The organism is Peribacillus sp. NPDC097225 (assembly GCF_044761955.1).
In the GTDB taxonomy this organism is placed as follows: Bacteria; Bacillota; Bacilli; order Bacillales; family DSM-1321; genus Peribacillus.
Genome location: NZ_JBIWDJ010000003.1, coordinates 207,854 through 232,234 on the forward strand (window position 1 = coordinate 207,854; position 24,381 = coordinate 232,234).

The 24,381-nt window shown below is 43.4% G+C and carries 23 protein-coding genes and 3 riboswitches; of the genes, 8 read left to right on the forward strand and 15 right to left on the reverse strand.

Going from position 1 to position 24,381, the window contains the following annotated elements; all coding sequences use genetic code 11:
* Positions 1–80 precede the first annotated feature (80 nt).
* The gene (locus ACIQXH_RS11120; RefSeq protein ID WP_402867658.1) at positions 81–251 is read right to left on the reverse strand and encodes a hypothetical protein; all 171 of its coding nucleotides are present in this window, start codon (positions 249–251) and stop codon (positions 81–83) included.
* 519 nt (positions 252–770) lie between these two features.
* Between ACIQXH_RS11120 and ACIQXH_RS11125 the strand changes: the two genes are divergently transcribed.
* A complete protein-coding gene (locus tag ACIQXH_RS11125) occupies positions 771–2,522 on the forward strand; it encodes an ABC transporter ATP-binding protein (protein WP_403123498.1) in 1,752 nt (583 codons plus the stop codon).
* On the forward strand, positions 2,519–4,537 hold the full coding sequence (locus ACIQXH_RS11130; protein ID WP_403123501.1) for an ABC transporter ATP-binding protein: 2,019 nt from the start codon (positions 2,519–2,521) through the stop codon (positions 4,535–4,537). Before ACIQXH_RS11125 ends, ACIQXH_RS11130 begins: the two co-directional genes overlap by 4 nt.
* 69 nt (positions 4,538–4,606) lie before the next feature.
* On the opposite strand, the gene ACIQXH_RS11135 is transcribed toward ACIQXH_RS11130, so the two are convergent.
* The 3 genes from ACIQXH_RS11135 to ACIQXH_RS11145 all read right to left on the reverse strand — a co-directional run bounded on the left by ACIQXH_RS11135 (position 4,607) and on the right by ACIQXH_RS11145 (position 7,431).
* Positions 4,607–5,068: a GNAT family N-acetyltransferase gene (locus ACIQXH_RS11135; RefSeq protein ID WP_403123503.1), complete on the reverse strand. Its 462-nt coding sequence runs from the start codon at positions 5,066–5,068 to the stop codon at positions 4,607–4,609.
* Positions 5,069–5,140: 72 nt separating this feature from the next.
* Positions 5,141–6,322, reverse strand: coding sequence for a cystathionine beta-lyase (gene metC, locus ACIQXH_RS11140; RefSeq protein WP_403123506.1), 1,182 nt, complete (start codon positions 6,320–6,322; stop codon positions 5,141–5,143).
* On the reverse strand, positions 6,319–7,431 hold the full coding sequence (locus ACIQXH_RS11145) for a methionine biosynthesis PLP-dependent protein (RefSeq protein WP_402867662.1): 1,113 nt from the start codon (positions 7,429–7,431) through the stop codon (positions 6,319–6,321). The genes metC and ACIQXH_RS11145 overlap by 4 nt, the downstream gene beginning before the upstream one ends.
* An 85-nt stretch (positions 7,432–7,516) precedes the next feature.
* Positions 7,517–7,631, reverse strand: a riboswitch (SAM riboswitch).
* A gap of 319 nt (positions 7,632–7,950) precedes the next feature.
* Here ACIQXH_RS11145 and fumC point away from each other — a divergent pair.
* The 4 genes from fumC (at position 7,951) to ACIQXH_RS11165 (ending at position 11,754) form a co-directional block, all read left to right on the forward strand.
* The gene (fumC, locus tag ACIQXH_RS11150; RefSeq protein ID WP_402990220.1) at positions 7,951–9,333 is read left to right on the forward strand and encodes a class II fumarate hydratase; all 1,383 of its coding nucleotides are present in this window, start codon (positions 7,951–7,953) and stop codon (positions 9,331–9,333) included.
* A gap of 107 nt (positions 9,334–9,440) precedes the next feature.
* Positions 9,441–9,683, forward strand: a complete 243-nt coding sequence (locus ACIQXH_RS11155) for a hypothetical protein (protein WP_402867664.1) — start codon at positions 9,441–9,443, stop codon at positions 9,681–9,683.
* Between the two features lie 226 nt (positions 9,684–9,909).
* Positions 9,910–11,106: an MFS transporter gene (locus ACIQXH_RS11160; protein WP_403123509.1), complete on the forward strand. Its 1,197-nt coding sequence runs from the start codon at positions 9,910–9,912 to the stop codon at positions 11,104–11,106.
* A gap of 237 nt (positions 11,107–11,343) precedes the next feature.
* Positions 11,344–11,754: a hypothetical protein gene (locus tag ACIQXH_RS11165; protein WP_403123512.1), complete on the forward strand. Its 411-nt coding sequence runs from the start codon at positions 11,344–11,346 to the stop codon at positions 11,752–11,754.
* A gap of 68 nt (positions 11,755–11,822) precedes the next feature.
* Here ACIQXH_RS11165 and ACIQXH_RS11170 read toward each other — a convergent pair whose 3' ends face one another.
* The 5 genes from ACIQXH_RS11170 to ACIQXH_RS11190 form a co-directional block, all read right to left on the reverse strand.
* The gene (locus ACIQXH_RS11170; RefSeq protein WP_402955631.1) at positions 11,823–12,965 is read right to left on the reverse strand and encodes an ABC transporter ATP-binding protein; all 1,143 of its coding nucleotides are present in this window, start codon (positions 12,963–12,965) and stop codon (positions 11,823–11,825) included.
* 99 nt (positions 12,966–13,064) lie between these two features.
* The gene (locus ACIQXH_RS11175; RefSeq protein WP_403123515.1) at positions 13,065–13,961 is read right to left on the reverse strand and encodes a PucR family transcriptional regulator; all 897 of its coding nucleotides are present in this window, start codon (positions 13,959–13,961) and stop codon (positions 13,065–13,067) included.
* A gap of 134 nt (positions 13,962–14,095) precedes the next feature.
* Positions 14,096–14,917, reverse strand: a complete 822-nt coding sequence (locus ACIQXH_RS11180) for a MetQ/NlpA family ABC transporter substrate-binding protein (RefSeq protein ID WP_403123518.1) — start codon at positions 14,915–14,917, stop codon at positions 14,096–14,098.
* Between the two features lie 50 nt (positions 14,918–14,967).
* Positions 14,968–15,636 carry a methionine ABC transporter permease gene (locus ACIQXH_RS11185; RefSeq protein ID WP_402867670.1) on the reverse strand — a complete coding sequence of 223 codons (669 nt, stop codon included), beginning with the start codon at positions 15,634–15,636 and terminating at the stop codon, positions 14,968–14,970.
* A complete protein-coding gene (locus ACIQXH_RS11190) occupies positions 15,623–16,639 on the reverse strand; it encodes a methionine ABC transporter ATP-binding protein (protein WP_403123523.1) in 1,017 nt (338 codons plus the stop codon). The genes ACIQXH_RS11185 and ACIQXH_RS11190 overlap by 14 nt, the downstream gene beginning before the upstream one ends.
* Positions 16,640–16,708: 69 nt before the next feature.
* Positions 16,709–16,818, reverse strand: a riboswitch (SAM riboswitch).
* Between the two features lie 326 nt (positions 16,819–17,144).
* On the opposite strand from ACIQXH_RS11190, the gene ACIQXH_RS11195 reads away from it, so the two are divergent.
* Both ACIQXH_RS11195 and ACIQXH_RS11200 read left to right on the forward strand, forming a co-directional pair.
* Complete coding sequence (locus ACIQXH_RS11195; RefSeq protein ID WP_402867672.1) at positions 17,145–17,966, forward strand: MBL fold metallo-hydrolase; 822 nt, start codon at positions 17,145–17,147, stop codon at positions 17,964–17,966.
* Between the two features lie 91 nt (positions 17,967–18,057).
* Positions 18,058–18,259: riboswitch (cobalamin riboswitch) on the forward strand.
* Positions 18,260–18,487: 228 nt separating this feature from the next.
* A complete protein-coding gene (locus ACIQXH_RS11200) occupies positions 18,488–18,712 on the forward strand; it encodes a hypothetical protein (protein ID WP_402867673.1) in 225 nt (74 codons plus the stop codon).
* A 29-nt stretch (positions 18,713–18,741) separates the two neighbouring features.
* On the opposite strand, the gene ACIQXH_RS11205 is transcribed toward ACIQXH_RS11200, so the two are convergent.
* From ACIQXH_RS11205 to ACIQXH_RS11230, 6 genes are read right to left on the reverse strand one after another with little or no spacing between them, the layout of a single operon-like run.
* On the reverse strand, positions 18,742–18,933 hold the full coding sequence (locus tag ACIQXH_RS11205) for a hypothetical protein (RefSeq protein WP_402867674.1): 192 nt from the start codon (positions 18,931–18,933) through the stop codon (positions 18,742–18,744).
* A gap of 58 nt (positions 18,934–18,991) precedes the next feature.
* Positions 18,992–19,195 (reverse strand): YheE family protein, encoded by a 204-nt coding sequence (locus ACIQXH_RS11210; RefSeq protein WP_402867675.1) that lies wholly within the window; start codon positions 19,193–19,195, stop codon positions 18,992–18,994.
* A 60-nt stretch (positions 19,196–19,255) separates the two neighbouring features.
* Positions 19,256–20,398, reverse strand: a complete 1,143-nt coding sequence (locus tag ACIQXH_RS11215) for a YheC/YheD family endospore coat-associated protein (RefSeq protein WP_402955655.1) — start codon at positions 20,396–20,398, stop codon at positions 19,256–19,258.
* A 50-nt stretch (positions 20,399–20,448) separates the two neighbouring features.
* Positions 20,449–21,816 (reverse strand): YheC/YheD family endospore coat-associated protein, encoded by a 1,368-nt coding sequence (locus ACIQXH_RS11220; RefSeq protein ID WP_402867677.1) that lies wholly within the window; start codon positions 21,814–21,816, stop codon positions 20,449–20,451.
* A gap of 3 nt (positions 21,817–21,819) precedes the next feature.
* On the reverse strand, positions 21,820–22,890 hold the full coding sequence (locus tag ACIQXH_RS11225; protein WP_402867678.1) for a YheC/YheD family endospore coat-associated protein: 1,071 nt from the start codon (positions 22,888–22,890) through the stop codon (positions 21,820–21,822).
* Between the two features lie 29 nt (positions 22,891–22,919).
* On the reverse strand, positions 22,920–24,269 hold the full coding sequence (locus ACIQXH_RS11230) for a YheC/YheD family endospore coat-associated protein (RefSeq protein ID WP_402867679.1): 1,350 nt from the start codon (positions 24,267–24,269) through the stop codon (positions 22,920–22,922).
* Positions 24,270–24,381 lie beyond the last annotated feature (112 nt).

The window sequence follows — 24,381 nt, forward strand, 5'->3', positions numbered from 1 at the left end:
ATCACCACGAATGTTTTTCGGTTAGTATATGCAGAGCAGTCAAGAAAGGGGCGTTGCTCCTGCAGAGCCATCGTACTAGATCAACGGTTCTTTTTCTTCTTATTCAAATACATGATGATATAGTAGACGACCCAGAAAAGCCCAACTGGAATGAAAGCTAACGGACTGTATTTTTCGGGAACGACAAATGCAATGAAAATGGATAGTAATAAAAATGGAACAGCCAGTAGTATATAGCTTCTCCAATTCATAGAATGAACCTCCTTTAGGGTTACGTTATCCCTATAGGATAAATGATTATTCAATAATAATCTAGAAAAGTCACAATTGACAAAAATATACACCCGTAGTAATCTTTAAAAACAAGTTAATTATTTCCAATGTATCTTTAAAAGGAGGAGGACGTCATGACGAAATTCGATAAGCAAAAAGAAGCAATGATCGTATATTTTCATACGTCAGCCTGGCCCGAAACATTGTCTATATAAGTAATAGACTTATATGTTTCTTTGGATAGCATGTGCGCAGGTTGTGGATATTCGCGGCCTGCTTTTTGATGCGTTTTCTTACGCATATTGAAAGCTTCTGCTAAATGATGCGGGAGCTTTTCCTGTTTAGAGAGCATTGTGGGCAGGCCAGTATCCTTTCCGTATACATGTGTAAGAGGAGGAAGGTCAAGGGGGGCAAAGCTTTGGGATATCTGCTTCGAGCGGGAGAGCCAAATAGTGGCCAATCAACCTTGGTGGTGACTACATAAGGAGGAGGAATTCATGTTTGCGATATTCAAGAAGCTGAGCTGGTTCTTTAAAGAGCAGTGGCGGCGGTATACCTTGGCTATTATCTTTTTATGTTTGGTAAATGTAATGGAAGTCATCCCCCCACGGCTCATTGGGAATGCCATCGATGATATGAACAATGGCAATATGACCCAAGATGCCTTGGTGCGGTATGTTACTTATTTGCTTGTTCTTATGTGTGTCAGCTATTTATTTGGATACTTATGGAGTTACCTTTTATTTGGTGGCGGGAATTTGGTCGAAAGGAAGATCAGGTCAGGATTCATGGGGCATTTATTGAAGATGACACCGACCTTTTACGAGAAAAACCGTACTGGTGATCTGATGGCAAGGGCGACCAATGATTTAAAAGCCATCTCGCAAACGGCTGGTTTCGGAATATTGACACTGGTCGACTCGGTCGTCTTCACATTCATGGTCGTCATCATGATGGGCGTGACCGTCAGTTGGCAGCTAACGATCGCGGCTATACTGCCCCTACCCATCATGGCCCTCATGATGCAGATTTATGTGAAGAAAATTTATAAGCGATTTACGGATGCACAATCAGCATTCGGTGAGCTGAATGACAAAGTGTTGGAGTCCATTTCCGGCGTGCGTGTCATACGTGCATACGTCCAGGAAAGGGAAGATGAAAAGAGATTCGATGAGATGACGGAGAATGTTTATCGCAAAAACCTGGCAGTGGCAAAGATCGATGCCCTTTTCGATCCGACGATCACCATCATCATCGGCATTAGTTACTTAATCGGCCTTGGATACGGAGCGTACCTTGTTTTTCAACAAGCCATCACGCTTGGAGGCCTTGTATCATTCAATGTATACCTAGGCATGTTGATTTGGCCAATGATTGCCGTAGGCGAATTGATCAATGTCATGCAAAGGGGGAATGCATCTTTAGACCGTGTTCAAGAAACCCTTTCCTATGAAGCCGATGTGAAAAATCCATTGAAGCCCGGGCAATCTTTGAACGGGGATGATATCGCGTTTCATCAAGTGAGTTTTACCTACCCTTCTTCAAAAGTGGTGAATCTGTCTGATATATCGGTTCAACTGGAACAAGGTCGCACTTTAGGGATTGTCGGTAAAACAGGAAGCGGGAAAACGACGTTCGTGAAGCAATTGCTGAGGGAATACCCACTGGGAAGCGGGGAAGTCGTATTTGCGGGAATGCCGATTGAACAGCTTGAACTCGGGGATGTCCGCGGCAAAATCGGGTATGTCCCACAGGATCACTTTTTATTTTCAAGGTCCGTGAAAGATAATATCCTCTTCGGAAAACTGGACGCCTCGGAAGAAGAGCTTGCAGAAGCAATCCGACTTGCAGATTTCGAGAAGGATGTAACGATGCTACCTAACCGGCTTGAAACGCTCGTCGGTGAAAAGGGGGTCGCTCTATCAGGAGGACAGAAACAGCGGATAGCGATAGCAAGAGCCTTGATTAAAAATCCGGAAATCCTGATCCTGGATGATTCCCTTTCAGCCGTGGATGCTAAAACGGAAACGACGATCATCAAAAATATCCAAAATGAACGGGCGGGGAAAACGACAATCATCACGACCCACCGCTTATCGGCCGTTCAACATGCGGACCATATCATCGTCCTCGACAATGGGACGATTATCGAAGAGGGTACACATGCAAGTTTACTCAAGCAAGAAGGCTGGTATAAGGAGCAATATGAGCGGCAACAAGTTAATGAAGGAACGGAGGTCGGGGCATGAAGGTTGTAAAAAAACTCTTTCAATATGCTTCCCTTTACAAAAAGATAATCATCGGAGCACTGATCATGCTGGCCCTTTCCGTTGCCGCCGATTTAAGCGGTCCATTCGTCGCTAAAAAAATCATCGATTCTCATATAATGGGAATCGAATCATCTTGGCATGAAACGGAAAAAGGGCAAGATGCCGTGGAATACGAAAATCACTGGTACAAAAGGGATGCCTATTTTTCAAAAGGGGAAGAGAAAGGGAAAGAGGTCCGGGTGCTACAGGTCGGTAGCCAATTCGTCTTCGTCGATAAAGCGGTCCCGGTGGATGGGCGCCGCAGTTTAGATGGTAATACATTAGTCATTGAAAAAGGCGGAAAAGAAACGAGGACGGCATTTGAACCCTTATCAACCCAGGAATTGATGGGGTTTTATCAACCGGAAATTCCAAGGATATTGGGACTGGTCGCTTTTTATTTCGGTCTAGTCCTCATTTCCTCCGTCTTTCAATACGGACAGAGCTTTTATTTACAGAAAGCCGCCAACCGGATTATCCAGCGGATGAGAAATGATATTTTCACCCACATTTCCCGTTTGCCAATCCGCTATTTTGACAATATGCCTGCTGGTAAGGTCGTTGCCAGGGTCACAAATGATACAGAGGCCATCCGCGAATTATATGTAACCGTCCTGGCCAATTTCTTTTCGAGTACGATCAACATCATCGGTGTACTCATTGCCTTATACATTTTGGATGCACGTGCGGGTCTCATGGGTCTTCTACTTGTTCCCATCATTATTATCTGGACGAAGGTATATCGTAAATTCGCCTCGAAATATAATCATATCATTCGGGAACGAGTCAGTGATATCAATGGGATGATCAATGAATCGATTTCAGGAATGAATATCATTCAAGCATTCGGACGTGAAAAGGAAACGAAACAGTCATTTGAAACCTTGAACCGAGATCATTACTTTTATCAAAACAAGATGCTTCATTTGAATTCCTTGACGGGGGGAAACTTGATTGGAGTCATCAAGGTTATCGCACTCATCGCATTTGTATGGTATTTTGGCGGGATGTCGCTTACAGCGACCTCAGCCGTTTCACTCGGGATGATGTATGCCATCGTCGACTTGATCAGCCGACTGCTTCATCCGTTACATGGAATCGTCAATCAGTTCGCGAACCTGGAACAGGCATTGGTTGCGGGGGAGAGGGCTTTCAGTCTGTTGGATGAGCCGGGCATTCAGGTCAGCGATCGAAACATTCCCAGATATAAAGGCAATGTGGCATTCGAACATGTATCGTTTGGCTATAAGGAAAATGAATATGTCTTAAAGGACATATCCTTTTCAGCTAGTCAGGGAGAAACGGTCGCATTGGTGGGCCATACTGGTTCAGGGAAAAGTTCCATCATGAATTTACTGTTCCGTTTTTATGACAGCAATGAGGGGACCATTAAGATTGATGGAAAGGATATTTTGGATATCCCCCATCAAACCTTAAGGGAACATATGGGGATCGTCCTTCAGGATCCTTACTTATTCACGGGAACGATTGCTTCCAATATCAGTCTAGGCCAGGAAAGGATCACAAGGGCCACCATAGAAAAAGCGTTAAAGGATGTTGGTGGAGATAAAGTGTTGCGGCATTTGCCATTAGGGCTTGATGAACCGGTGATTGAAAAAGGTGGGACATTGTCCTCGGGACAACGACAGCTGATTTCCTTTGCTCGCGCCCTGGCCTTCGATCCGGCGATTTTGATCTTGGACGAAGCAACGGCGAGCATCGATACGGAAACAGAGGCCATCATCCAAGAAGGCATGGAAGTGTTGAAAAAAGGAAGAACGACTTTCATCATCGCGCATCGATTATCCACGATCAAGAATGCCGACCAGATTCTCGTATTGGATAAAGGGCGGATAGTGGAACAGGGGACACACGAAGGGTTGATGGAACAAAAGGGGAAATACTATCAAATGTATGAACTGCAGGCTGGACCTAATAAGGGGATGGCTGGATAGATTCATAATATGTAGGATGAAAAAGAAGAGGGGCATTTGCTCCTCTTCTTTCTCATTTGCTCATATAGATTACATTTCCTTGTAAACAAATTCTCGGTATTTTACAAACTCATTCTTCTTATAAAAGTTCCTTGCAATTTCGTTATCGAACCAATAATCCAGTTCAATCCTGTTAATGCCGTTTTCTTTTGCAAAATCAGTAATTCTATCCATTAACGTAGTAGCATATCCTTTTCTTCTTTGACTATCCACTATACTTATTTGATGAACATATACAGATTTATACGCTTTTTTAAAGGCATTTTCGGGAAGGTTTCTTAACTCAATCCAAGCATATCCCAAAGGTTTTCCTTCATCCTCCAACTTCAGGAAAGTGAATTCGTCTCGATGGATGATTCCTTGGAAAAAAGCTTTAACTTCTTGGAAGTTATATGGCTTAAAATAATCAGGATATAAATTCGCATGTATATCGTGCACGTATTTATTCAATCTAGCAAGTAATTCATAATCGTCTGTTCGATCGATTTTCAAATCCTTTTCTCCTTTGAAATATCCTGAATTAAAATCCTAACATTACTTGTTCCTTTTATCCTTCTCATCCGTTTATTTAGTAGAAACGGCCTGTCTTTCTGTACTTTTCTTAAGGGCTAAATCAAAGTCCCTGATCAAATCATCAGGATTTTCCAAACCGACGGACAAGCGAAGCAAGCTGTTCGTGATGCCGCGTTTTTCCCTTTCTTCTGCAGGCATGGCCGCATGGGACATTTTAGCCGGGTAAGATAGAATCGATTCGACGGCCCCGAGGCTTACAGCAAACACGGGTAACTCGACATGGTTTACGAACGAGCGGAAAATTTCTTCGCTTTCCAATTCGAATGATAGAACAGCTCCCGCTCCCCTGGCTTGATTTTCCTGGATGCCGTGTTGTGGGTGGTCGGAAAGACCAGGGTAATACACGTTTTTCACTAACGGTTGCTGTTTTAAATATTCCGCAATTCTTTCAGCACCTTTTTGAGAGTGCTCCATCCGGACGGATAGGGTTTTCAGACCTCTCATCACAAGCCAGGCATCCTGAACACCGAGCACCGCTCCAAAAGAGTTTTGGAGGGAACCAAGTCTATCGGCAAGGTCCGGGTCTTTTACGACGGCAAGGCCTGCTACGACATCACTATGTCCAGACAAAAATTTCGTTGCACTGTGCAGGACAATATCGGCCCCGAGGTTTAACGGCTTTTGGAGGGCAGGCGTCAGGAATGTATTGTCTACAAAGCTTAATGCGCCAATGCTTTTGGCGATATCACATACCGCTTTAATATCGGTTACTTTAAGCAAGGGATTGGAAGGCGTTTCAATATAGATTGCTCGCGTATTTGGCTGGATGGCCGCTTTTACACTCTCAAGATCCGTCATATCCACGAAGGTATGTTCGATGTTAAAACGGGTCAGCACGGTTGTTACCATTCGGAATGTGCCTCCGTATACATCTTCAGAGATGACGATATGGTCACCGGCAGAAAGCAGGAGGAAAGCCGTTGAAATGGCAGCCATCCCGGATGAAAAAGCGAATCCGCGCGTGCCTTCTTCCAGTTCCGCAATGATATCTTCCAGGGCTTCTCGCGTCGGATTCCCGCTCCGGCTGTAATCGTATTTGCCAAATTGATCAATGTCGGTTTGATGGAAGGTGGAAGCATGCTGGATCGGAACACTCACCCCACCTGTTGTTGGATCGAATTTATGTTGGTTGTGTAGTAATTTGGTTTCAAAACTGAATTCTTGGTTTGTCATCGTATTGCCTCCTTTTTTACTTGAGCAAATGCCTGCTGCAGGTCTTCGATTAAATCTCCGCTGTCCTCGATGCCGACAGAGAATCGAAGGAGTCGATTGCAAACTCCATTTGCCGTTCTAACTTCAAGAGGCATATCGGCATGTGTCTGTGTCGCCGGATACGTGATGAAGCTTTCGACGCCACCAAGGCTTTCGGCAAATGAAATCAATGAAAGGGACTGTAGAAATGGGTTGACCACCGCTTCATCATTGACCCGGAATGAAATCATGCCGCCACGACCTGGATAGAGAACATCCGTTACACTTTCATGTTCCGTCAAATAATCAACGATAACCTTGGCGTTCTTTTCATGACGTTCCATTCTCAGTGCCAAGGTTTTCATCCCGCGCATCAACAACCACGAATCAAATGGGCTCAAGACCGCTCCCATACCATTATGGTGGAAAGCAAGGGACTCACATAACTCGGCTCCTTTTGCCACAATCAAGCCGGCCAACACATCATTATGGCCACCAAGATATTTCGTTGCGCTGTGAATCACGATGTCAGCACCAAGTAAGAGGGGCTGTTGGATGATCGGCGTGTAAAAAGTATTGTCAACAATCAATAGTAAATTGTATTGTTTGGCAAGAGCGGCGACGGCTGGAATGTCCGTTTGCTGCATAAGAGGGTTTGTGGGAGTCTCAATAAAGATGGCCTTTGTTTGAGGGGTGATTGCTTTTTCAATATCCTCCAGGCAACATGTATTGACATATTCGCATTGTAGCCCCCATTTTTTAAAGCCATGCTCTAATAAACGATATGTACCGCCGTATAAATCTTCGCTACTGATCCATGCATCCCCTGATTTGAATAAGGAAAGGATGGTGGCAATGGCAGCCATTCCCGAACTGCATGCATATCCTTGATCGCCATGTTCTAGTTTGGCGATCGATTGCTCCAATAGCTGGCGTGTAGGGTTTCCTGTTCGTGTATAGTCGAATCCTGTTGATTGACCAATTCCTTCGTGACGGAAAGCCGTCGAGAAGTAAACGGGCGGATTGACCGTTCCTGTCGCCGTTTCACTGCGGTTTCCAAGCTGAGCAAGATAGGTTTCTGTTTTGTACATAATTTTTCACTGCTCCTTTTAGTTAAATAAAATAAAAAAAGTCTTCTTTAAGAAGAAGACTTGAATAAGTAGGATAGAGTCATTCTTCTTATCTTCCAAGTTACACAAACTTGTGGAATTAGCACCTTTTCATTGGTTTGAAACAAATGAAGGTTGCTGAGGTGTCATAGGGCCATTCCCTCTACCTCTCTCGATAAGAGTTTTGATTATTCAATTTCTTTTGAATTTACTATAAATATAGGATTCTGTCAAGGACATTCCTAATAGACGGTTATTTGGGACTAGCTATTATGGAACATGTATCATGTTTATCATTATAAAATTACGAATTCAACAGAGTAATAGAACCGGATTCAGATTAAACGGACTTTTCTGAAGGAAAAGGTCATTTGTGTTCCGTTTTTTTTGCTTTACAATAATAATGTTTGTACAATATATAGGGGATCATATAAAACGTCATTATTCATTACATATACATATTGTTTCTCAGTGGATAGTGCGAATATAGGAGGAGAACACATGGAATTTAGAATCGAACGAGATACAATGGGGGAAGTAAAAGTTCCTGCTGATAAGTACTGGGGTGCACAAACGGAAAGAAGCCGTAATAACTTCAAAATCGGTTATGAAAAAATGCCGATTGAATTAGTCCATGCATTTGCTTACGTAAAACAAGCGGCAGCAAAAGTGAACTTTGAACTTGGCGATCTTTCAGAAGTGAAGAAGGATGCCATCGTTAAAATTTGTGGTGAAATCCTTGAAGGTACGCTTGACGAACATTTCCCACTTGTCGTCTGGCAAACTGGTAGCGGCACACAAAGTAATATGAACGTGAATGAAGTGGTCGCAAACAAAGGGAATAAATGGTTAGAGGAAAAAGGCGAAACTGAGATGCTTCACCCGAATGATGATGTTAACAAAGCGCAAAGCTCTAACGATACATTCCCGACAGCCATGCATATCGCAGCTTATATGGAAGTTGCCGAAAAATTGGTACCGGCCATTAAAGTGCTTCGTGACACATTCGAAGCCAAAGAAAAAGAATTCTGGGATGTCGTGAAAATTGGACGGACCCATCTTCAAGATGCGACACCACTAACTCTTGGCCAAGAAATCTCCGGTTGGAAAGCAATGCTTGATAAAGATTTGGCGATGATCGAAGAAAGTAGCCAAAAATTATTGAACCTTGCATTGGGCGGTACGGCTGTAGGGACTGGAATCAATACGAAAAAAGAATTCCCGGCACTTTCTGCTAAACAAATCGCAGCGGATACAGGACATTCATTTGTCACATCGGATAATAAGTTCCATGCTTTAACAAGCCATAACGAAATTGTTTATGCACACGGTGCTCTTAAAGCGTTGGCTGCTGATTTAATGAAGATTGCCAATGATGTTAGATGGCTGGCAAGTGGCCCAAGAAGCGGAATCGGTGAAATCGCCATTCCTGAAAATGAGCCAGGCAGCTCCATCATGCCAGGTAAAGTGAATCCGACCCAATGTGAAGCAATGACAATGATTGCGACACAAGTTGTCGGAAATGATGCTACAATCGGTTTTGCAGCAAGCCAAGGGAACTTTGAATTGAACGTTTTCAAACCGGTCATCATTTACAACTTCCTGCAAACCGTTAAATTATTGACAGATGGCATTCATTCCTTCAATGATAACTGTGCGGTAGGAATTACAGCGAATGAAGATAAGATCAAAGAAAATGTTGATCGTTCTCTTATGCTCGTAACGGCATTGAACCCACATATCGGGTATGAAAAAGCGGCTAAAATTGCGAAAACTGCATTCAAAGACAACTCCACTTTGAAAGAAGCGGCGTTGAAACTTGAATTCCTAACGGAAGATGAATTCAAAGCATGGGTTGACCCTGCTAACATGGTCAATAAATAATCAACAGGTAAGCATCCTTCCTCGCATGTAGGGAGGATGTTTTAATGTGTTAAAATGATGGAATAAACGAATACTTAAACTAGATAAATCGAACAGGAGGAATGGTCATGTCTTTATGTCCACTATGCAATGGTCTTAGAAAAATGCATTTAGAATGCCCTAAATGCAGTAGTGACCTTGAAGATCAAGGGAAATTGATGGATTATGCCGATGATTACAGTGCTTATATGGATATTGATACATTGAAAAAAAATGACGGTTTTCCCGAATCCCTTCAAAAGGGACAATGCCCGCATATTATGAAGTGCCCCAACTGCGGACACGATGAAGTGATTTTGGTACAGGAATAGAGTTCTTGAATAATAGGGTGAGATCTAAGAATAATTAATGATCGAGACTTTTTCATGAAAATGAAGAAGTCTCTTTTTTGTGGATCGTTATTTCAAGAAGAGGAGGTTACCTAAACTCGGATTTGGAAATTCATAGTGGAAAAATAGAGGGATAGTGGGCTTGTCTCGCCGTATAATGTTATGGTAATGAGTTATTCGTCGAGAATGGAAAGTAGGGTGGTATCCTTTGGCAATGCTCTTATTGGTTATGATTTACTTGGCTTTCATAAGCCTGGGTCTTCCAGATTCCTTACTGGGTGCTGCCTGGCCGGTCATGCAGTCTGATTATGACCAGCCACTGGAGACTGCGGGCTTACTTTATATGATTGTTGCAGCAGGGACCATTTTCTCAAGCCTGGCTAGCGGCTGGCTAAATAAACGACTGGGGACGGGAAAGGTCACGTGTATAAGTGTGGCCCTGACAGCGGTGGCCTTATTTGGCATTGCCTATTCTCCCTCTCTGGATTGGCTTATTATCTGTGCGATCCCTTTGGGGCTGGGTGCAGGAGCTATCGACGCTGCGCTGAATAACTACGTGGCGTTGCATTATAAAGCCCATCATATGAACTGGCTTCATTGCTTTTGGGGAGTGGGGACAAGCATAGGACCCATCATGATGTCTTATTATATGGCTAATCAAGGCACATGGAGAGCTGGTTATGTAACCATTTCCTATATCCAGTTCACCCTAGCCCTTTTACTCGTGTTAACCCTTCCATTATGGAAGCTAGTCTCTCGGAGGGTGCCAATCGATGAAGGTAGCACAGTGAATCCGGATTACTTGGAAGAACGGGTATCCAAGGAAAGGCCGCTTAAAATCAAAGGAGTCAAGTATGCATTGTTCACGTTCTTTTTCTATTGCGGCGTTGAATCAACGTTAGGACTGTGGGGAAGCAGCTATCTTGTGAATAGCAAGGGCATGTCAGCTGCTTTGGCCGCTCAAGGAGTCTCTTTTTTCTATACGGGTATTATGCTAGGACGGCTTATAACAGGATTTATACTTTTGAAGGTCACCAACCATCAGCTGATGATCCGATTGGGACAGATTGCAGCACTTATTGGGACGGTACTCCTTATCCTGCCCTTGCCGGTTACGATGTCGCTTGTCGGTTTTATTATAGTCGGATTGGGCCTGGGCCCCATTTATCCTTGCATGATTCATGAGACCCCCGCCAGGTTCGGTAAAACCCATTCACCGTCCATCATAGGGTATCAAATGGCTGTGGCATACACGGGGACCACCCTTTTGCCGCCCTTTCTAGGGTTAATTGCTTCGTACACTACGCTTGATGTATTTCCGTACTTTGCTCTGGTTTATGTGATGGCCATGCTGTTCGGATCTGAAAAGTTGAATGGAATGTTGAAGAAGCGTTGGGCTAATTAGATCCCTACCTTGGATGGGAGGACTACCTCATGAATCTTTATGAAGTGATGAACGTGAATGCCATATTTTAAAGTCTTATTGCTTCGTGGTAGGCAGGCGATTAGACGCAGGATAATGAAGCTGAAAAAGAAACGTGGAGCGGGTCGATAGAAGTGGATGAGGTAAGTTTTTGGAATAGAATAGTTCGGCGAATCGTCCATATATCGAGGAAAAGAGGAGTATAAAGGAGCATGTAATGTGAGTTTAGCGAGCTATATTGGGTGTAACGTGGAACTCCTTCCTTGTGAAGATGGGGAGCATAACGCCTTAATTCAGATTGGAGATTGTTTTTCAAGTAAGTACGACAAACAACATGTGAAAAAGTATCAATTCACGGCAAAGTTTGTTTATGAAGTGTCATCCGACTGGGGAATTGAAATTTCAAAAGATATGAGTCCAAGCCAGTGTTTTGAATCAAAAAAGAAGCTTACAGCATTATGCGAAATGATGAATGACTATCTTGAAAAAGATCAGTATTTCGAATTGTATAGTTGCTGGGTAGGGGAGGAGAAAGAAAAACGAGTAGGTGAGTTAACGTTAAAAATGGATACATTGAATGTTGATTCGATTGAAATGCCTGAAAAGACATTGGTTCGATTTGAGAAATAAGTTGAGGGAAGCCTTGGTCGATAAGGCTTCCCTCATTTGTATGCAAATCAAAATCAAAAAGTAATTACTTAAGCCATCTTCGTTTGCTGGTTGCCTTCCATTTCTGATTCTTCGTCAAAAATGCGTTGCTCGGACTCTTTATCGAAGAAATGGGTTTTATTCATATCAAGGGCCAGGTCAATGGCATCACCAGCCTGGATGAGATGTTTGGCATCCACCCGGGCAACAAAGTCCTGTCCTGCGAATGTCGAATAGAGCATGATTTCGGCACCCATTAGCTCGGCCACATCGACTTGAGCCGTGAATGTTGAAGTGGGCGATGCGGAAATGAACGTTTCTTCGTTATGGAAATCCTCAGGCCGGATGCCAAGAATGATGTCTTTTCCGATATAGCCTTGATTACGAAGCGTATCCATTTTGAAAGGAGGCACCTCAAGTGTTTGCTCCCCAATTTGAATGAATCCATCCTGCAAGGTACCCGTAAAGAAGTTCATGGCAGGTGAGCCGATGAATCCGCCTACGAAAACATTTACAGGCTTTTCATAGACATCCTTCGGTGCGCCCACCTGCTGGATGATGCCATCCTTCATGACTACAAGCCGGGTGGCCATGGTCATGGCTTCTGTTTGGTCATGGGTGACATAAATGGTTGTTGTATTGATCCGTTTGTGCAGTTTAGCGATTTCTGCGCGCATTTGTACCCGAAGTTTTGCATCAAGGTTGGAAAGGGGCTCATCCATCAAGAAGACTTTGGCATCCCGGACAATGGCCCTTCCAAGTGCCACACGCTGGCGCTGCCCGCCAGAAAGGGCTTTAGGCTTCCGTTGTAAGAAGTCTTCAAGTCCAAGGATCTTGGCAGCATCATGGACGCGTTGCTTGATTTCCTTCTTCGGCGTTTTCCTTAGCTTCAGTCCAAAAGCCATATTGTCATAGACGGTCATATGAGGATATAAAGCGTAGTTCTGGAAAACCATCGCAATGTCCCGATCTTTTGGAGGCACATCATTGACCCGCTTGCCATCTATAAAAAGATCCCCTTGGGAGATGTCCTCAAGGCCGGCAATCATCCTTAAAGTGGTCGACTTTCCACACCCCGAGGGTCCGACGAAAACAATGAATTCCTTATCGGCCACGCTAAGGTTGAAGTCTTTAACGGCTGTCACCTTATTATCATAAATCTTGAAGATATGATCCAATACTAACTCTGCCATGAACTATTCCTCCTCTTAAACTCCTAAATTCGTAATGATATTTATAGTCTACTCTATCAATACTGAAATAAATATGGGCACACTGCACAAAAGGGATAATTATCCTTTTTGCTCATTTAAGAGAATGAGGAGGTAGGCAGCCAAAGCATGCGGAAAATTCCGTACATCCAGTCCTGTTTTTTCAGCGAATTTATCTATCCTGTATTGCAGGCTGTTCCGATGGATATAAAGTTGTTTAGCTGCCAATGAGGCGTTGGAATTACATTCGATATACGTTTTAACCGTTTTGATCAATTCATGATCCTGCCGCGTCTTGCCAAGCAATTCATTGATGTACCATCTTTTATCCATGTCAGTACAGGCATTCATGAGTGCGTAGGGGATAATAATGGGTAATTCCGTCACCTTAACATCGGATAGATGGAGCAAAGAAAGTGTGAAACATTTTCTCTCTTGTATCAGATGGTGATGAAGGTCCGCATCGACAGGGTGAAATCGACCGGCATAGACCCTGATCTTCACGTAAAAGTCACTCTCGAGTGTAGATGAGATGGCGAGAAAATCATGCGTCGATAAGGGTTCATCCATGTCTGATTCAATTAAGGTTCCCGCCGTTCCATTCTCCCAGACCAGGATGGAATCGGATGGTACGAATGAGAGAATCGCTTCCTCGAAATGATCGTGTGAAAAATCCCCATGGGCCAGGTTAAAGTAGGTGAACCGGACATTCTCCCAGTTCGTTAGGGGCTGGGAGGCACGCGGCCCAAATAAAAAATCATTCCAAGTAGTTTGGGTAGTGGAGGTGTTTGGACTTTGGAGTGATGGAGTGTCAAAGAGTAGCGTAAGCAAACGGATTTCCTCCGCCGATATGTCTGAGCGGGGAATGCCAATTGTATGGCCGAATGGATCTTCCAACCAGAAATATGCCGAGATGTCCTGTGCATCTTTTTTATCTGAAAGGGAGTTTGGGAATGTATGTTTAAGCTTATTAAGCATCATGTTCACCTTCTTTCCATTCCATTATATCCAAAAAGGGCAAAGCGGAAAAGAAAACAATGACTGCGTTCATAGGTATTGTTAATCAGTAAAGGCCTGCCCCAGACAGGAGCAGACCCATACTTGCTGTTTCCTTATTTCATCCAATCGGGTTTACCGAAGCCTTGGAACTTGTCATCAATCACCTTTTCAAATTCGGCACTTTCTACAACTGATTTGATATCTTTTGCAAATTGGGCGTCTTTATCCTTAGTGTTTACAGCCACGACATTGCGATACGTATCTGGCATGTTTTCTAAAGCAAGAGCATCTTGAAGGTCCATTTTGGCGGCAATCGCAAAATTACCAGGAACGGCCGATAGGTCAACACTGTCCGTTGCACGAGGTAATTGTGCCGATTCCAGTGGTTCGAATTGAATGTTCTTCGGATTCTTTGTTACATCTTTCTCAGATATTCTTAATGGGTCAACATCCGGATCCACTTCAATCAGGCCCTCATCCAATAAAACTTTAAGTGCACGGGAGAGGTTGACTGGGTCATTGGGAACGGCGATGGTCGCACCATCTTTAATATCGGCCAATGATTTGTATTCCGTGGAGTAAATGCCCATCGGTGCCGTTGGAACAATAATAAGGTCAGAGAGTTCTAAATCATGTTCCTTTGCGAAATTATCCATATACACTTTATGCTGAAAGAGGTTGGCATCGATCGAACCATTACCAAGTGATTTATTCGGCTGGATATAATCACTGAATTCGACGATGTCCACTTTGTAGCCAAGGTCTTCAAGTCCGGGTTGTATGGCCTCTATCACCATGTCGGCATAAGGGCCAGTCGTTGCCCCAATTTTTAATTCTTTTTTGTCCTCCGTTTTAGTTGTCGCATCGTCATTTCCGCAAGCTGACAACCCAAGGGCTAATGCACATATAGATAATAATGAAGTGATTTTTTTCACGAAAAATTCCTCCTTGTTTAATGTAGTGTCATCGTTAACATTCATGAATCTTATCGTTTGTTTACATAGTGAGAGGCCTTATCGCCTATCATTTGGATGATTTGGACAAGACAGATCAGAACGACCACCGTTGTGATCATGATCGTGTTGTCATAACGGTAATAGCCGAAACGAATCGCGAGGTCACCGATTCCTCCTCCGCCGATTGTTCCTGCCATAGCCGAGAAGCCGATGAGTGATATCGTCGTTAATGTCACGCCTTGGATGATTCCAGGCCTTGCTTCAGGAAGAAGCACATCCTTGATGATCATCCATGGGGAAGCGCCCACGGCAATCGCGGCTTCGATCACTCCCTTATCTATTTCTCTCAATGCAGATTCTACGATCCTAGCGAAAAAAGGTATGGCGGAGACTGATAGGGAAACGGAAGCCGCTAGCGGTCCAATCGTTGACCCGGTAAGGAATTCGGTTAAAGGAAGCAAAGCGACTAAAAGAATGATAAACGGAATCGAGCGGACTAGATTGACCACGAAACCGAGGGACCGATTCAACGTGATATGTTCAAAGAACAAATTCCTGGTCGTCGTAAACAGCAACACTCCTAGAGGCAGTCCAATCAGGAGGGCAACCGCAAGGGAAATTCCGACCATATAAATCGTTTCCAGAAAGGCTTTATTAAGGTCAGGCAAAATATTGATGATGGAATCAAGCAGTGACATGATTTAACACCTCCACGGATCGGGTCCGGCTTATTATGTATTCAAGGGCTACTTGCACTTCTTCAGGCTCACCAATCAATTCGATGATCAAGATTCCTAGAGGGACATCCTGGATATATTCAATTTTCCCGTGCAGGATATTCCCTCTGACAGAATAGTTTTGTAGAGTATCCGAGAGAATCGATTCACCAGCGGTTTGCCCTTCAAATTGTATTTTGATAATCGTTCCTTTGTTTTCCCTAATAAGGTGGGGAGGAAGTTCAAAATCCAATACGCTACTGATGAACTGCTTAGTCAGTTCTTGTTTGGGTTGTGAAAATATTTCATAAACAGGGCCATCTTCAATAATTCGTCCATCTTGCATGACGGAGACACGATGGCACAGTTCCTTGACCACTTCCATTTCATGGGTGATCAGCACGATGGTGATGCCCAGTTCTTTATTGATCTTTTTCAACAACTGTAAGATCGACTTCGTAGTGGTTGGATCAAGGGCTGATGTCGCTTCATCACATAATAGGACGGTAGGGTCATTCGCTAAGGCCCGTGCAATGCCTACCCGCTGTTTTTGTCCGCCACTGAGTTGAGCCGGATAAACATCTTTTTTATCCCGAAGGCCAACGATATCCAAAAGTTCCAGAACGCGGTTAGTAATGACCTCCTTTGGTTGATGGGCGGCTTTCAAGGCGAAGGAGATATTGTCAAAAACCGTTTTGGAACTGACTAGGGAAAAATGCTGAAATATCATGCCGATTTTCTGGCGTTGTTTGCGAAGCTCCTGGCTTGATAAGGTTGTTAAGTCGACGCCATCGATGATGATGCTACCATTGGTCGGACGCTCAAGAAGATTCAGACAGCGAATCAATGAACTCTTTCCCGCGCCGCTATACCCGACAATCCCATAAACCTCCCCCGTTTGAATGGTTAAAGATACATTATCCACTCCGATAACTCGGGTATTCTTCGAGATATATTCCTTTCGAACTGAACGAATTTCAATCATGATGCTATCCTCCTTATACATAAAAAAGCTACCTCTATCATTCAGAAAGAGGCAGCGAAATTATATCCCGTCTTATCTTTCAGAATGGTATTTCATTCTGCAGGAAGGGGCACCATTCCCGATGTGGGGCGGTTGCCGGACGTCATAGGGCCTGGTCCCTCAGTCACTCTTGATAAGTTAATTACTATTTTAGTATTTTATTATTTTTTTAATATAATCTATATTATTTGTTAAATACAGTAATGTCAATTATTTTTTGAATTTTATCAAGATTATGAATCAAACGATCTACTTGCCCAGATTATAGTGGCCATTTGCTAAGTTACACGGAACGTCCCGGATCTTACATGGCCTGTCTGCGTAAGAATATGGACTTTGATCACTCCCATCATTAGAAAAAATATTATACTTGTAAAAAGTATGGAGAGATAATACATTTATTGTAAGTGAATTAGAAAATAAAGGATGATGAGGTTTTCCAAAAAAATGATTGGAGTGGAAAGTCATGCTGGAAATGAAAACGATAAACGATGTGGTTTGCGTAAAAGGGACACCGGAAGGAAACAAATCAGGCATGAGCGTGAATGTGTTCTTAACCGATGGCATGTTAGTTGATACGGGGGCAAAAATCTTGTTGAAGGAACTTACTCCATTCTTTGAAACCGCTGATTATGATATGGTGGCGCTGACGCATTATCATGAAGACCATACGGGTGGGGCCGCATGGATACAGGAACATAGGAACGTCCCCATCTATATTCATCCGATGTCCCTCGATATTTGTGCAAAGGATGCCGAATATCCCGATTACCGCAGAGTTTTTTGGGGAGACAGGGATGCCTTCAAGGCAGAACCATTGGGAGGGGTCGTCCATTCACGCACTCAAACATGGGAGCCAATCTTTACACCAGGGCATTCGAGGGACCATATGGTTTACCTGAATCATAGTAATGGCATGCTGTTTTCGGGTGACCTGTTTGTAACGCCGAAAACAAAGCTCGTTTTAAGGGAGGAATCAATTCCGTTCATCATGGAATCCATCAAGAAACTGCTTCGGTATGATTTTGTAGAGGTCTTTTGCTGCCACGCCGGGTATGTCCCGAACGGGAAGGAAATGTTTGAAAGAAAGCTCAGCTACTTGGAAAATCTGCGCGGTGAAATTTTGCGTTTGCATGATCAAGGATTGGAAGTCCATGAAATTCAGCAAAACGTGTTGCCTAATCGGTATCCGCTTATCGAGATATCCGGTCATGAATGGGATTCGGAGCATATCATTACATCGATACTGAAAGAGAGTAGGTTGTATTCAGAGGAAAGGAAGAAATGATGAATAAGAGGATGGGGGATAGGGTCGAAGAACAAGGCGGGAGCCTCATTGTAATCCTAGTGAAAATTTGATACAGTTAAACTGAAAAATAGTATTTCGTCTAGAAATGGGTGCAGATAAGAACATGTAGCTTATCTGCTTAAAAGGGAAGTCGGTTAGAATCCGACGCTGTCCCGCAACTGTAAATGAGAGCGATTCGAAGGAATGCCACTGTCTTTTTTGCAAGAAAAGATGGGAAGGTTCGAAAAGCGATGATCATGAGCCAGGAGACCTGCCCGTTTTTAGCACAACGCCAGAAACCTACGAGGATAGGGGGTGTTAAGTGCGAAAAATTAGCAAGAACATGCTTTCTTATTTTTGTAGAAAAATGGGGAATCATGGTCATTTTTGTTATGTTTCGTTTGCACTCTAACAACTTCTGAATGGGAAGTTGTTTTTTGTTTTTTACAAGTCCATATTGGACAACATTCAAAAAGAATCCTGTTAATTAGACAGGACAGCTATCATAGGGGGCCATATCATTGTTTGGTACAGTTGAGCATTTTACGGACTATTTAAAAGCGCAAATCATGCGTAACTTTTGTGTGGAAGAAATGATATCTTTAGATGATTGCCGAGCAAGCTTGATTGAGGAAATCCAGGTTCATGGCAAAAACGTAGAAGATAGGAAAGAATACGAAGCAAATCTTGAAAGAGCCTTTAGCCAAGTGAATCTAGAAATATTCGGCTATCAAGAAATCAAGTAAAGAGCCGCCCATAAGGGAAGCTCTTGTTTTCAATCTTTATTGATGTTCGGTTCCGTTTCATCATGAAAGTCATGGGCTTCCTCAATGTTCAAGGTGTCCGCGGCTTCATAGACGTTTCCGCCAGCAAGTCCTTCATTGATGATACGATCGATATCGAGATATACAGAATCCTTACCGTCATACTCGGTATCCTTCAGAAATGTAATCTTTTCTTTATCCAAATGAACTCCCTCCTTGGCTTTTTATTAGTGTTAGCCAAAGAGGGATTCTTTATTCTATTTAGTCGTACACGTGGTACACCATTAAATCATGAATCATGCCCTTGAGTTTTTCTTCCTCTGACTCTACAGGCGGATTGGTTAACCACTCAATGGACCCATCTTTATGATAGAGGGCTTGGACGGCCAATTTATTGAAGTAAAAGGAAATCTTCCAGCCAGGTAAATTCTTGTGCAACGGCTTCCATTGAAAATGCGTAATCATATGTATAACCTCCATATCGCTGTTTCTCATTTCATTATAATGGAAAAAGCAGGATGGAGGTTATTTTCTTATGTGATTCGGAAAAGTTAATTCAATGAACAGGTTTTTTAAATGTAGTAGGCGGCTCGCTTCAATTTCCTCTTCATCAAATTGCATGGGTTTTGAATTGACTTCATAAATGAATAGAGCACCGGATGTATCTTCCCCGATATCAATGGAGAATTCCCCAAGAAAGCCAAACTTCCTGGAGAGGATGATTCCACATCTTTGCGCAATGTTCGCCAACTTCCTGTTTAACGGCCTCGTTTGTAGCTGCTGATAGGGAAAAAGCTTTCCCCCCCTTGGCGTATGGGTTGTGATTTCCTGGGTTTGCGACATCCTCACGCCCTTGCCGGTCACTTTATAAAACCCATTTTCATAATGAACAAGAATACGGTAATCGTATCGGTGTCCATTCAGTTTCTTTGGAATGACCGCTCGTTGGGCCAGATACCCCCTCTTTTTGAGCGACGCCTTATTGGCTTCCCAAAACGCGGAGAAATCAGGGTACAATTCCTGATGTTTCAGGCTATTGAATTGGAGGGTGCCATCAGGTTTTTCTAGCAGGGTGTAGATGCCCTTACCTTGGCTTCCTTTGCATGGTTTCAAATAAATATGTTTGTGGAAATGTAAGAAGTCCGCTAGTTGGGTAGGGTCGGATAGGTCTATGGTCGATGGAAGATGGCGGGCTAGAGATCCATCTTCCGTCAATGCTTCGTACATCAAGTACTTATCCAAAAAATGAGGGTTGAATAAAGTGATGCGATGTTCTTTAAAAAAGGAAAGGAGTTCTTGAAAACTTTCCGATGCTTCGAATCCCCTTTTGGGAATGCGATTATAAACGATATCGGGCAGTGGTAATTTTACCTCATTCCATGTGTTCGTTTGTGAAGAAAAGATGAAGCCTTTCATGTAGTTGGAAAGCAAGGATTCAACCGTGAATACATAGGCCAATATCCCATGATTCGATAAATATTGAGATAAATTCTGAAAAAGTGTCAAATTCCCCCCTATACCTGATTCCTTCTTTGGATCTAGAGAGGTCAAGATACCAACGACTAGCACCCGGTTTCCCGGAAATAAAGTAATCGGAAAAAGTGCCTGATCCTGGGTGTCCTGCTTAAAAGGGATTTCCTCATTCGCGGCTCCCGCATATAGCTGCATATCTTCCTCGTTATGGCTCCATCTCTCAGAGGGAACATCATAAAAAATGTTCATTTCTGTGTACCAATCGTTTGTGAAATCGTCTGTTCGGTAAGATAAATGGCATAATCAAGGCTGAGCTTCCTGGTTAAAAGTTCAAATTCCTTTAACTTTGGATGGGAAAAGATAGAACGGCCTGGTTTAGAATTAGCTTCGAACATCCATACTTGCCCTTTTTTATCCAATCCGAAATCGAAGCCGATTTCTCCTATGATGCCATCTAGGTGCTCCTCGATGCTTTCACTTAATATAAGAGCGGCTTCTGATAGCTTTTCCTCGATCCGTTTAGCTTCTTCGTCATCTCCGTATAGTTCGGCAACCGTCTTGATGACCCCGCCGCTTTTAATATGGGTCGTCACACTGCCAGCCCCGGAAACTTTTGCGGCGATGGCCGTCACTTGCCAAACCCCATTGCTGTCCTTGTTCGTATGGACCCTGAAATCCACTGGCCGCTTTGAAGAGCGGATTAACGGGATGCCTTGTTGAACGATCAGGTTCTCAAGCGGTCGATTATGAAATACATGTTTGAGGATGGATTCGAGTGTGGAGAACTTTTGTAATTTGTTTTCCTGTTCCTCATTTTTATACCGGCAATAGTAGACATTTTCATGCTTATCATACAGAATTTGATGAATGCCGAGGCCAAGGCTACCATGAATGGGTTTGATATAGACTTGGCGATAATGCGACAGAAGCGTCTCGACGACGGATAGAGATTGAAAAGGGTAGGTCTCCGGTAAAAATGGCAAAGCCCGATCATCCGCATTCAACCGTTCGTAAACATCCCATTTATTGAAGAAACCAGGATTGTACCAAGGAATCTTATATTCCTTTTGGAACTTTTGCTTCACTTCCTTTGGCCCCTCACGGTTTTCCGTCATTCGGTTGGGAAGCCGGTCATATACGACGTTGGGAAAAGGGAATTCGTTGATCTGCCAGTTTTCCTTCTCATATACATATCCTTTAATCGTTTCTTGATCCCAATTGATGACATTCTCACCGAAAACAAAGGGGATACAACCGGTTGTTTGACTGAGAGAAAGTAATTTCGAAAAAAAGCCGGAACGTTCCCCAAGCGGTTTATTGGAAATGCCTGTGAAGCCTGATGAGAAAATTCCAATGAGCGGGCCGATATGAAGGCTCTTCCCGTATATAAATAAATGAAGGGGAGTATCGATCTCGTTGAACATCAAAGAATCTGCAAGACTATTCGAGAGTACGATTGATTGCTTGATGGCTGGATTTGGCTTGACGGCTGCAGGGCAGGAATGCTGCCCAAAATAAATTAATTCGATATCCCCCAGTTCCCCAAGGTCAGACGGATAAAAAAGGACGTGGCCGGGGATGTTGGCAATCTCTGCAGGGTATGTCTTTCGCATGGGTCATTCACCTGCTTTCAGAAGATGTTCGGATAAATATTGGCAATATTTGAACGGGGCTTGATAAATTTCTTTCATGGACTCTGGTTGGAGTGTTTGGATGATTTTTCTTCCGGGCTTGGAGTTAATGTCCAAGATCCAAATTTTCCCCGCCTTATCGATGCCTAAATCGATTCCAAGTTCGAATAGCCTTTGAAAAGCGCCTTCCGTCTCCACAGGGAGAGTCCGGAGGATATGCTGGATGGTTTGTTCGACGGTTACCGGGATGGAATCAGGATTCTTTTTCATGAAGTCTTCAAGCGATAAGGCCTCTCCGCCAGTCGTCAGATTGGAAGTGATATGATCTTGTTTCCCAAGACGAATGCCCCGCCCCCGTTCCAGCCACTGGTTTTTTTCGTTTTTCTGAAGCAAAATCCGTAAGTCGAATGGTTCGTTCTTCTGGTTGCTCAATTCTAAATAAGGTTGACATAGGTAACTATAGCGAGTTAATAAGTGCTGTAGCCATTTATTCAGTTGCGATTTTGATTCGAATTGGCGGTCATATTTCGTTCCTTTTTTGGTCATGGACACGGTTGTGCCTTCCTTAGTTTTCGTCAGAAGGTAAATGCCAAGACCGCCTGATCCAAACTCGGGCTTAATGATGATTTTTTCCAGGCGTTCCATGTGCTCGATTATTTGCTCAGGTGTCGTGACCCGCTCCGTCTCTGGGAAAAAGGCTTGAAGCAGGGGATTGGTTTTCAATGTTCGGTAAACATCCCATTTGCCAGGGAGGCCAAGCCCAAGAAAATTCGAGTTTTCTTTTAACCAATTTATTTTCTCACGTATATCATTGTGCTCACGGGAAATGCCATGAAAACAACGGTCATATACAAAATCAGGAAGGTCAAGTGAAGCAGGAAGCCAAACTTCTTTTTCCCCATCAAAGCGCTCGCCCTTGATTTTCTTCGAATCAACGTCCATATTTTCCGGTACGAACTTACAAACATTCATGCCAAGGGTTTTAGCCGTCTTGGCTAGCTCGGTGAAATAATGATTTTCTTGTGTATCTTTCGTGGACATTAGCCCTATTAACACGTGCCAGCAACTCCTTTTATGGATGGTCTTCACTCATTTATCGCATACATAAACTCAATAATCGACTTTACAGATGGCCGGAATGTTTCATAGGTACCTTGGAATTTTTTTGAGGGCTTCGAATTCACTTCTATGATCCAAGGATGCTTGTTACTATCAAGGGCTAAATCGATACCCAGCTCCCCGAATAATTCCGGATGGTTGTCATCAAGCGCAACTGCCGTCTTCTTGGCTAAACGGATGAGGCTTTGATATAAACGTTTGGCTTCTTGGTGATCCACGATCTCTTTTAAAAAGTCGAAACCGTTCTTCATGACACCACCTTGTGCGAGGTTGGAAACGATATTTCCCGAATCCCCGATTCGTGCAACCATGGAGGTGACCTTCCATTGATGCTGTCCGTTTTTATGAAGCAGGATGCGGAAATCCACTAATTTCTGATCGATCTCGAATAAGGAAATCCCCTTTTGAAGGATGTAAGCTTGATTCCGGCAAAACTTTTTCAAGGCTGAGAATAATTTCTCCTTCGTTTCGATAGTATGGATATTGTTTTCTGTTCCGGCATGCTCGATTACCCATCTGCCCGATGATTCGGTCAGCTTGCAGATATTCCGCCCCTGACTGCCTGTCGAGGGCTTTAGATAGCTTACTGGATGCTTATCTAAAAATGTCATGAAGGGTTCCTGTTCATTAAACATCACCGTCTCGGGTAAATGTGGAAGCAGGATATAATCTGAGAGCAGAAGCTCATGCACATCATGCTTGGAAAGGAACCGCCCGTTGAACATGGGAATGGCAAGGGATTTCAATTCCGTTGAAAAGTTTTCGAATAGTGGTGTTCCTTCCACCTTCCGGGAGTGGATCCGATTGTAAAACACATCAGGAATGGGGAGCTCAAGGGTCTCCCACCCATTCGCCCCTGGCCAATATCCTGTAAGGATCCCGTCCGCAAGTGGCTGTGGTTTTGCCAAAAAGAAAGGAAAGCCTTTTTGATTACAATAGGCTATCATCTCCTGATAAAATGGTTCCATTTCACCGAATGTGCCGCTCTGCAAGGGCCCCTGGTTAATGAGGACGGCAAGGAAAGGCGCTATTTGCAACGTTCTCTCCTCTGCATGAAAGGAAACGGAGACCGGCCCCGAGAAGGGAGGCAGAGATAAGAATTGGTTCGTATCATGTGAGATCTTTATGGTGGATTCCGGTGAGGCGAATGTTTGGACAAGTACCGGGACAGAACGCCGTCCGGCAATGAGAGTAAGAGGTTCTCCATATTGAAGGTCCCATTCCTGAAATAGTTTTTCTTCGACAAACAACAGTGCCTTCTTTCTTGTAGCAGCTGAATTTACCGTAATAAAAACTTTTTGGTATTTCAAGGTCATAATAATTCCCCGTTTGCACTAAGTTTGATATCCTTTTATAATTAAATGATGGGCAAAAGTGGATATCACATTCTATGTTTTTCAAAGTAGAACGTGTCATATAGCCCCTATT

Coding starts and splice junctions, on each gene's coding strand:
- ACIQXH_RS11120 (WP_402867658.1), bottom strand. CDS start 251: ATGAATTGGAGAAGCTATATACTACTGGCTGTTCCATTTTTATTACTA.
- ACIQXH_RS11125 (WP_403123498.1), top strand. CDS start 771: ATGTTTGCGATATTCAAGAAGCTGAGCTGGTTCTTTAAAGAGCAGTGG.
- ACIQXH_RS11130 (WP_403123501.1), top strand. CDS start 2,519: ATGAAGGTTGTAAAAAAACTCTTTCAATATGCTTCCCTTTACAAAAAG.
- metC (WP_403123506.1), bottom strand. CDS start 6,322: ATGACAAACCAAGAATTCAGTTTTGAAACCAAATTACTACACAACCAA.
- ACIQXH_RS11145 (WP_402867662.1), bottom strand. CDS start 7,431: ATGTACAAAACAGAAACCTATCTTGCTCAGCTTGGAAACCGCAGTGAA.
- fumC (WP_402990220.1), top strand. CDS start 7,951: ATGGAATTTAGAATCGAACGAGATACAATGGGGGAAGTAAAAGTTCCT.
- ACIQXH_RS11155 (WP_402867664.1), top strand. CDS start 9,441: ATGTCTTTATGTCCACTATGCAATGGTCTTAGAAAAATGCATTTAGAA.
- ACIQXH_RS11170 (WP_402955631.1), bottom strand. CDS start 12,965: ATGGCAGAGTTAGTATTGGATCATATCTTCAAGATTTATGATAATAAG.
- ACIQXH_RS11175 (WP_403123515.1), bottom strand. CDS start 13,961: ATGCTTAATAAGCTTAAACATACATTCCCAAACTCCCTTTCAGATAAA.
- ACIQXH_RS11185 (WP_402867670.1), bottom strand. CDS start 15,636: ATGTCACTGCTTGATTCCATCATCAATATTTTGCCTGACCTTAATAAA.
- ACIQXH_RS11190 (WP_403123523.1), bottom strand. CDS start 16,639: ATGATTGAAATTCGTTCAGTTCGAAAGGAATATATCTCGAAGAATACC.
- ACIQXH_RS11195 (WP_402867672.1), top strand. CDS start 17,145: ATGCTGGAAATGAAAACGATAAACGATGTGGTTTGCGTAAAAGGGACA.
- ACIQXH_RS11210 (WP_402867675.1), bottom strand. CDS start 19,195: ATGATTACGCATTTTCAATGGAAGCCGTTGCACAAGAATTTACCTGGC.
- ACIQXH_RS11215 (WP_402955655.1), bottom strand. CDS start 20,398: ATGCAGCTATATGCGGGAGCCGCGAATGAGGAAATCCCTTTTAAGCAG.
- ACIQXH_RS11220 (WP_402867677.1), bottom strand. CDS start 21,816: ATGCGAAAGACATACCCTGCAGAGATTGCCAACATCCCCGGCCACGTC.
- ACIQXH_RS11230 (WP_402867679.1), bottom strand. CDS start 24,269: ATGACCTTGAAATACCAAAAAGTTTTTATTACGGTAAATTCAGCTGCT.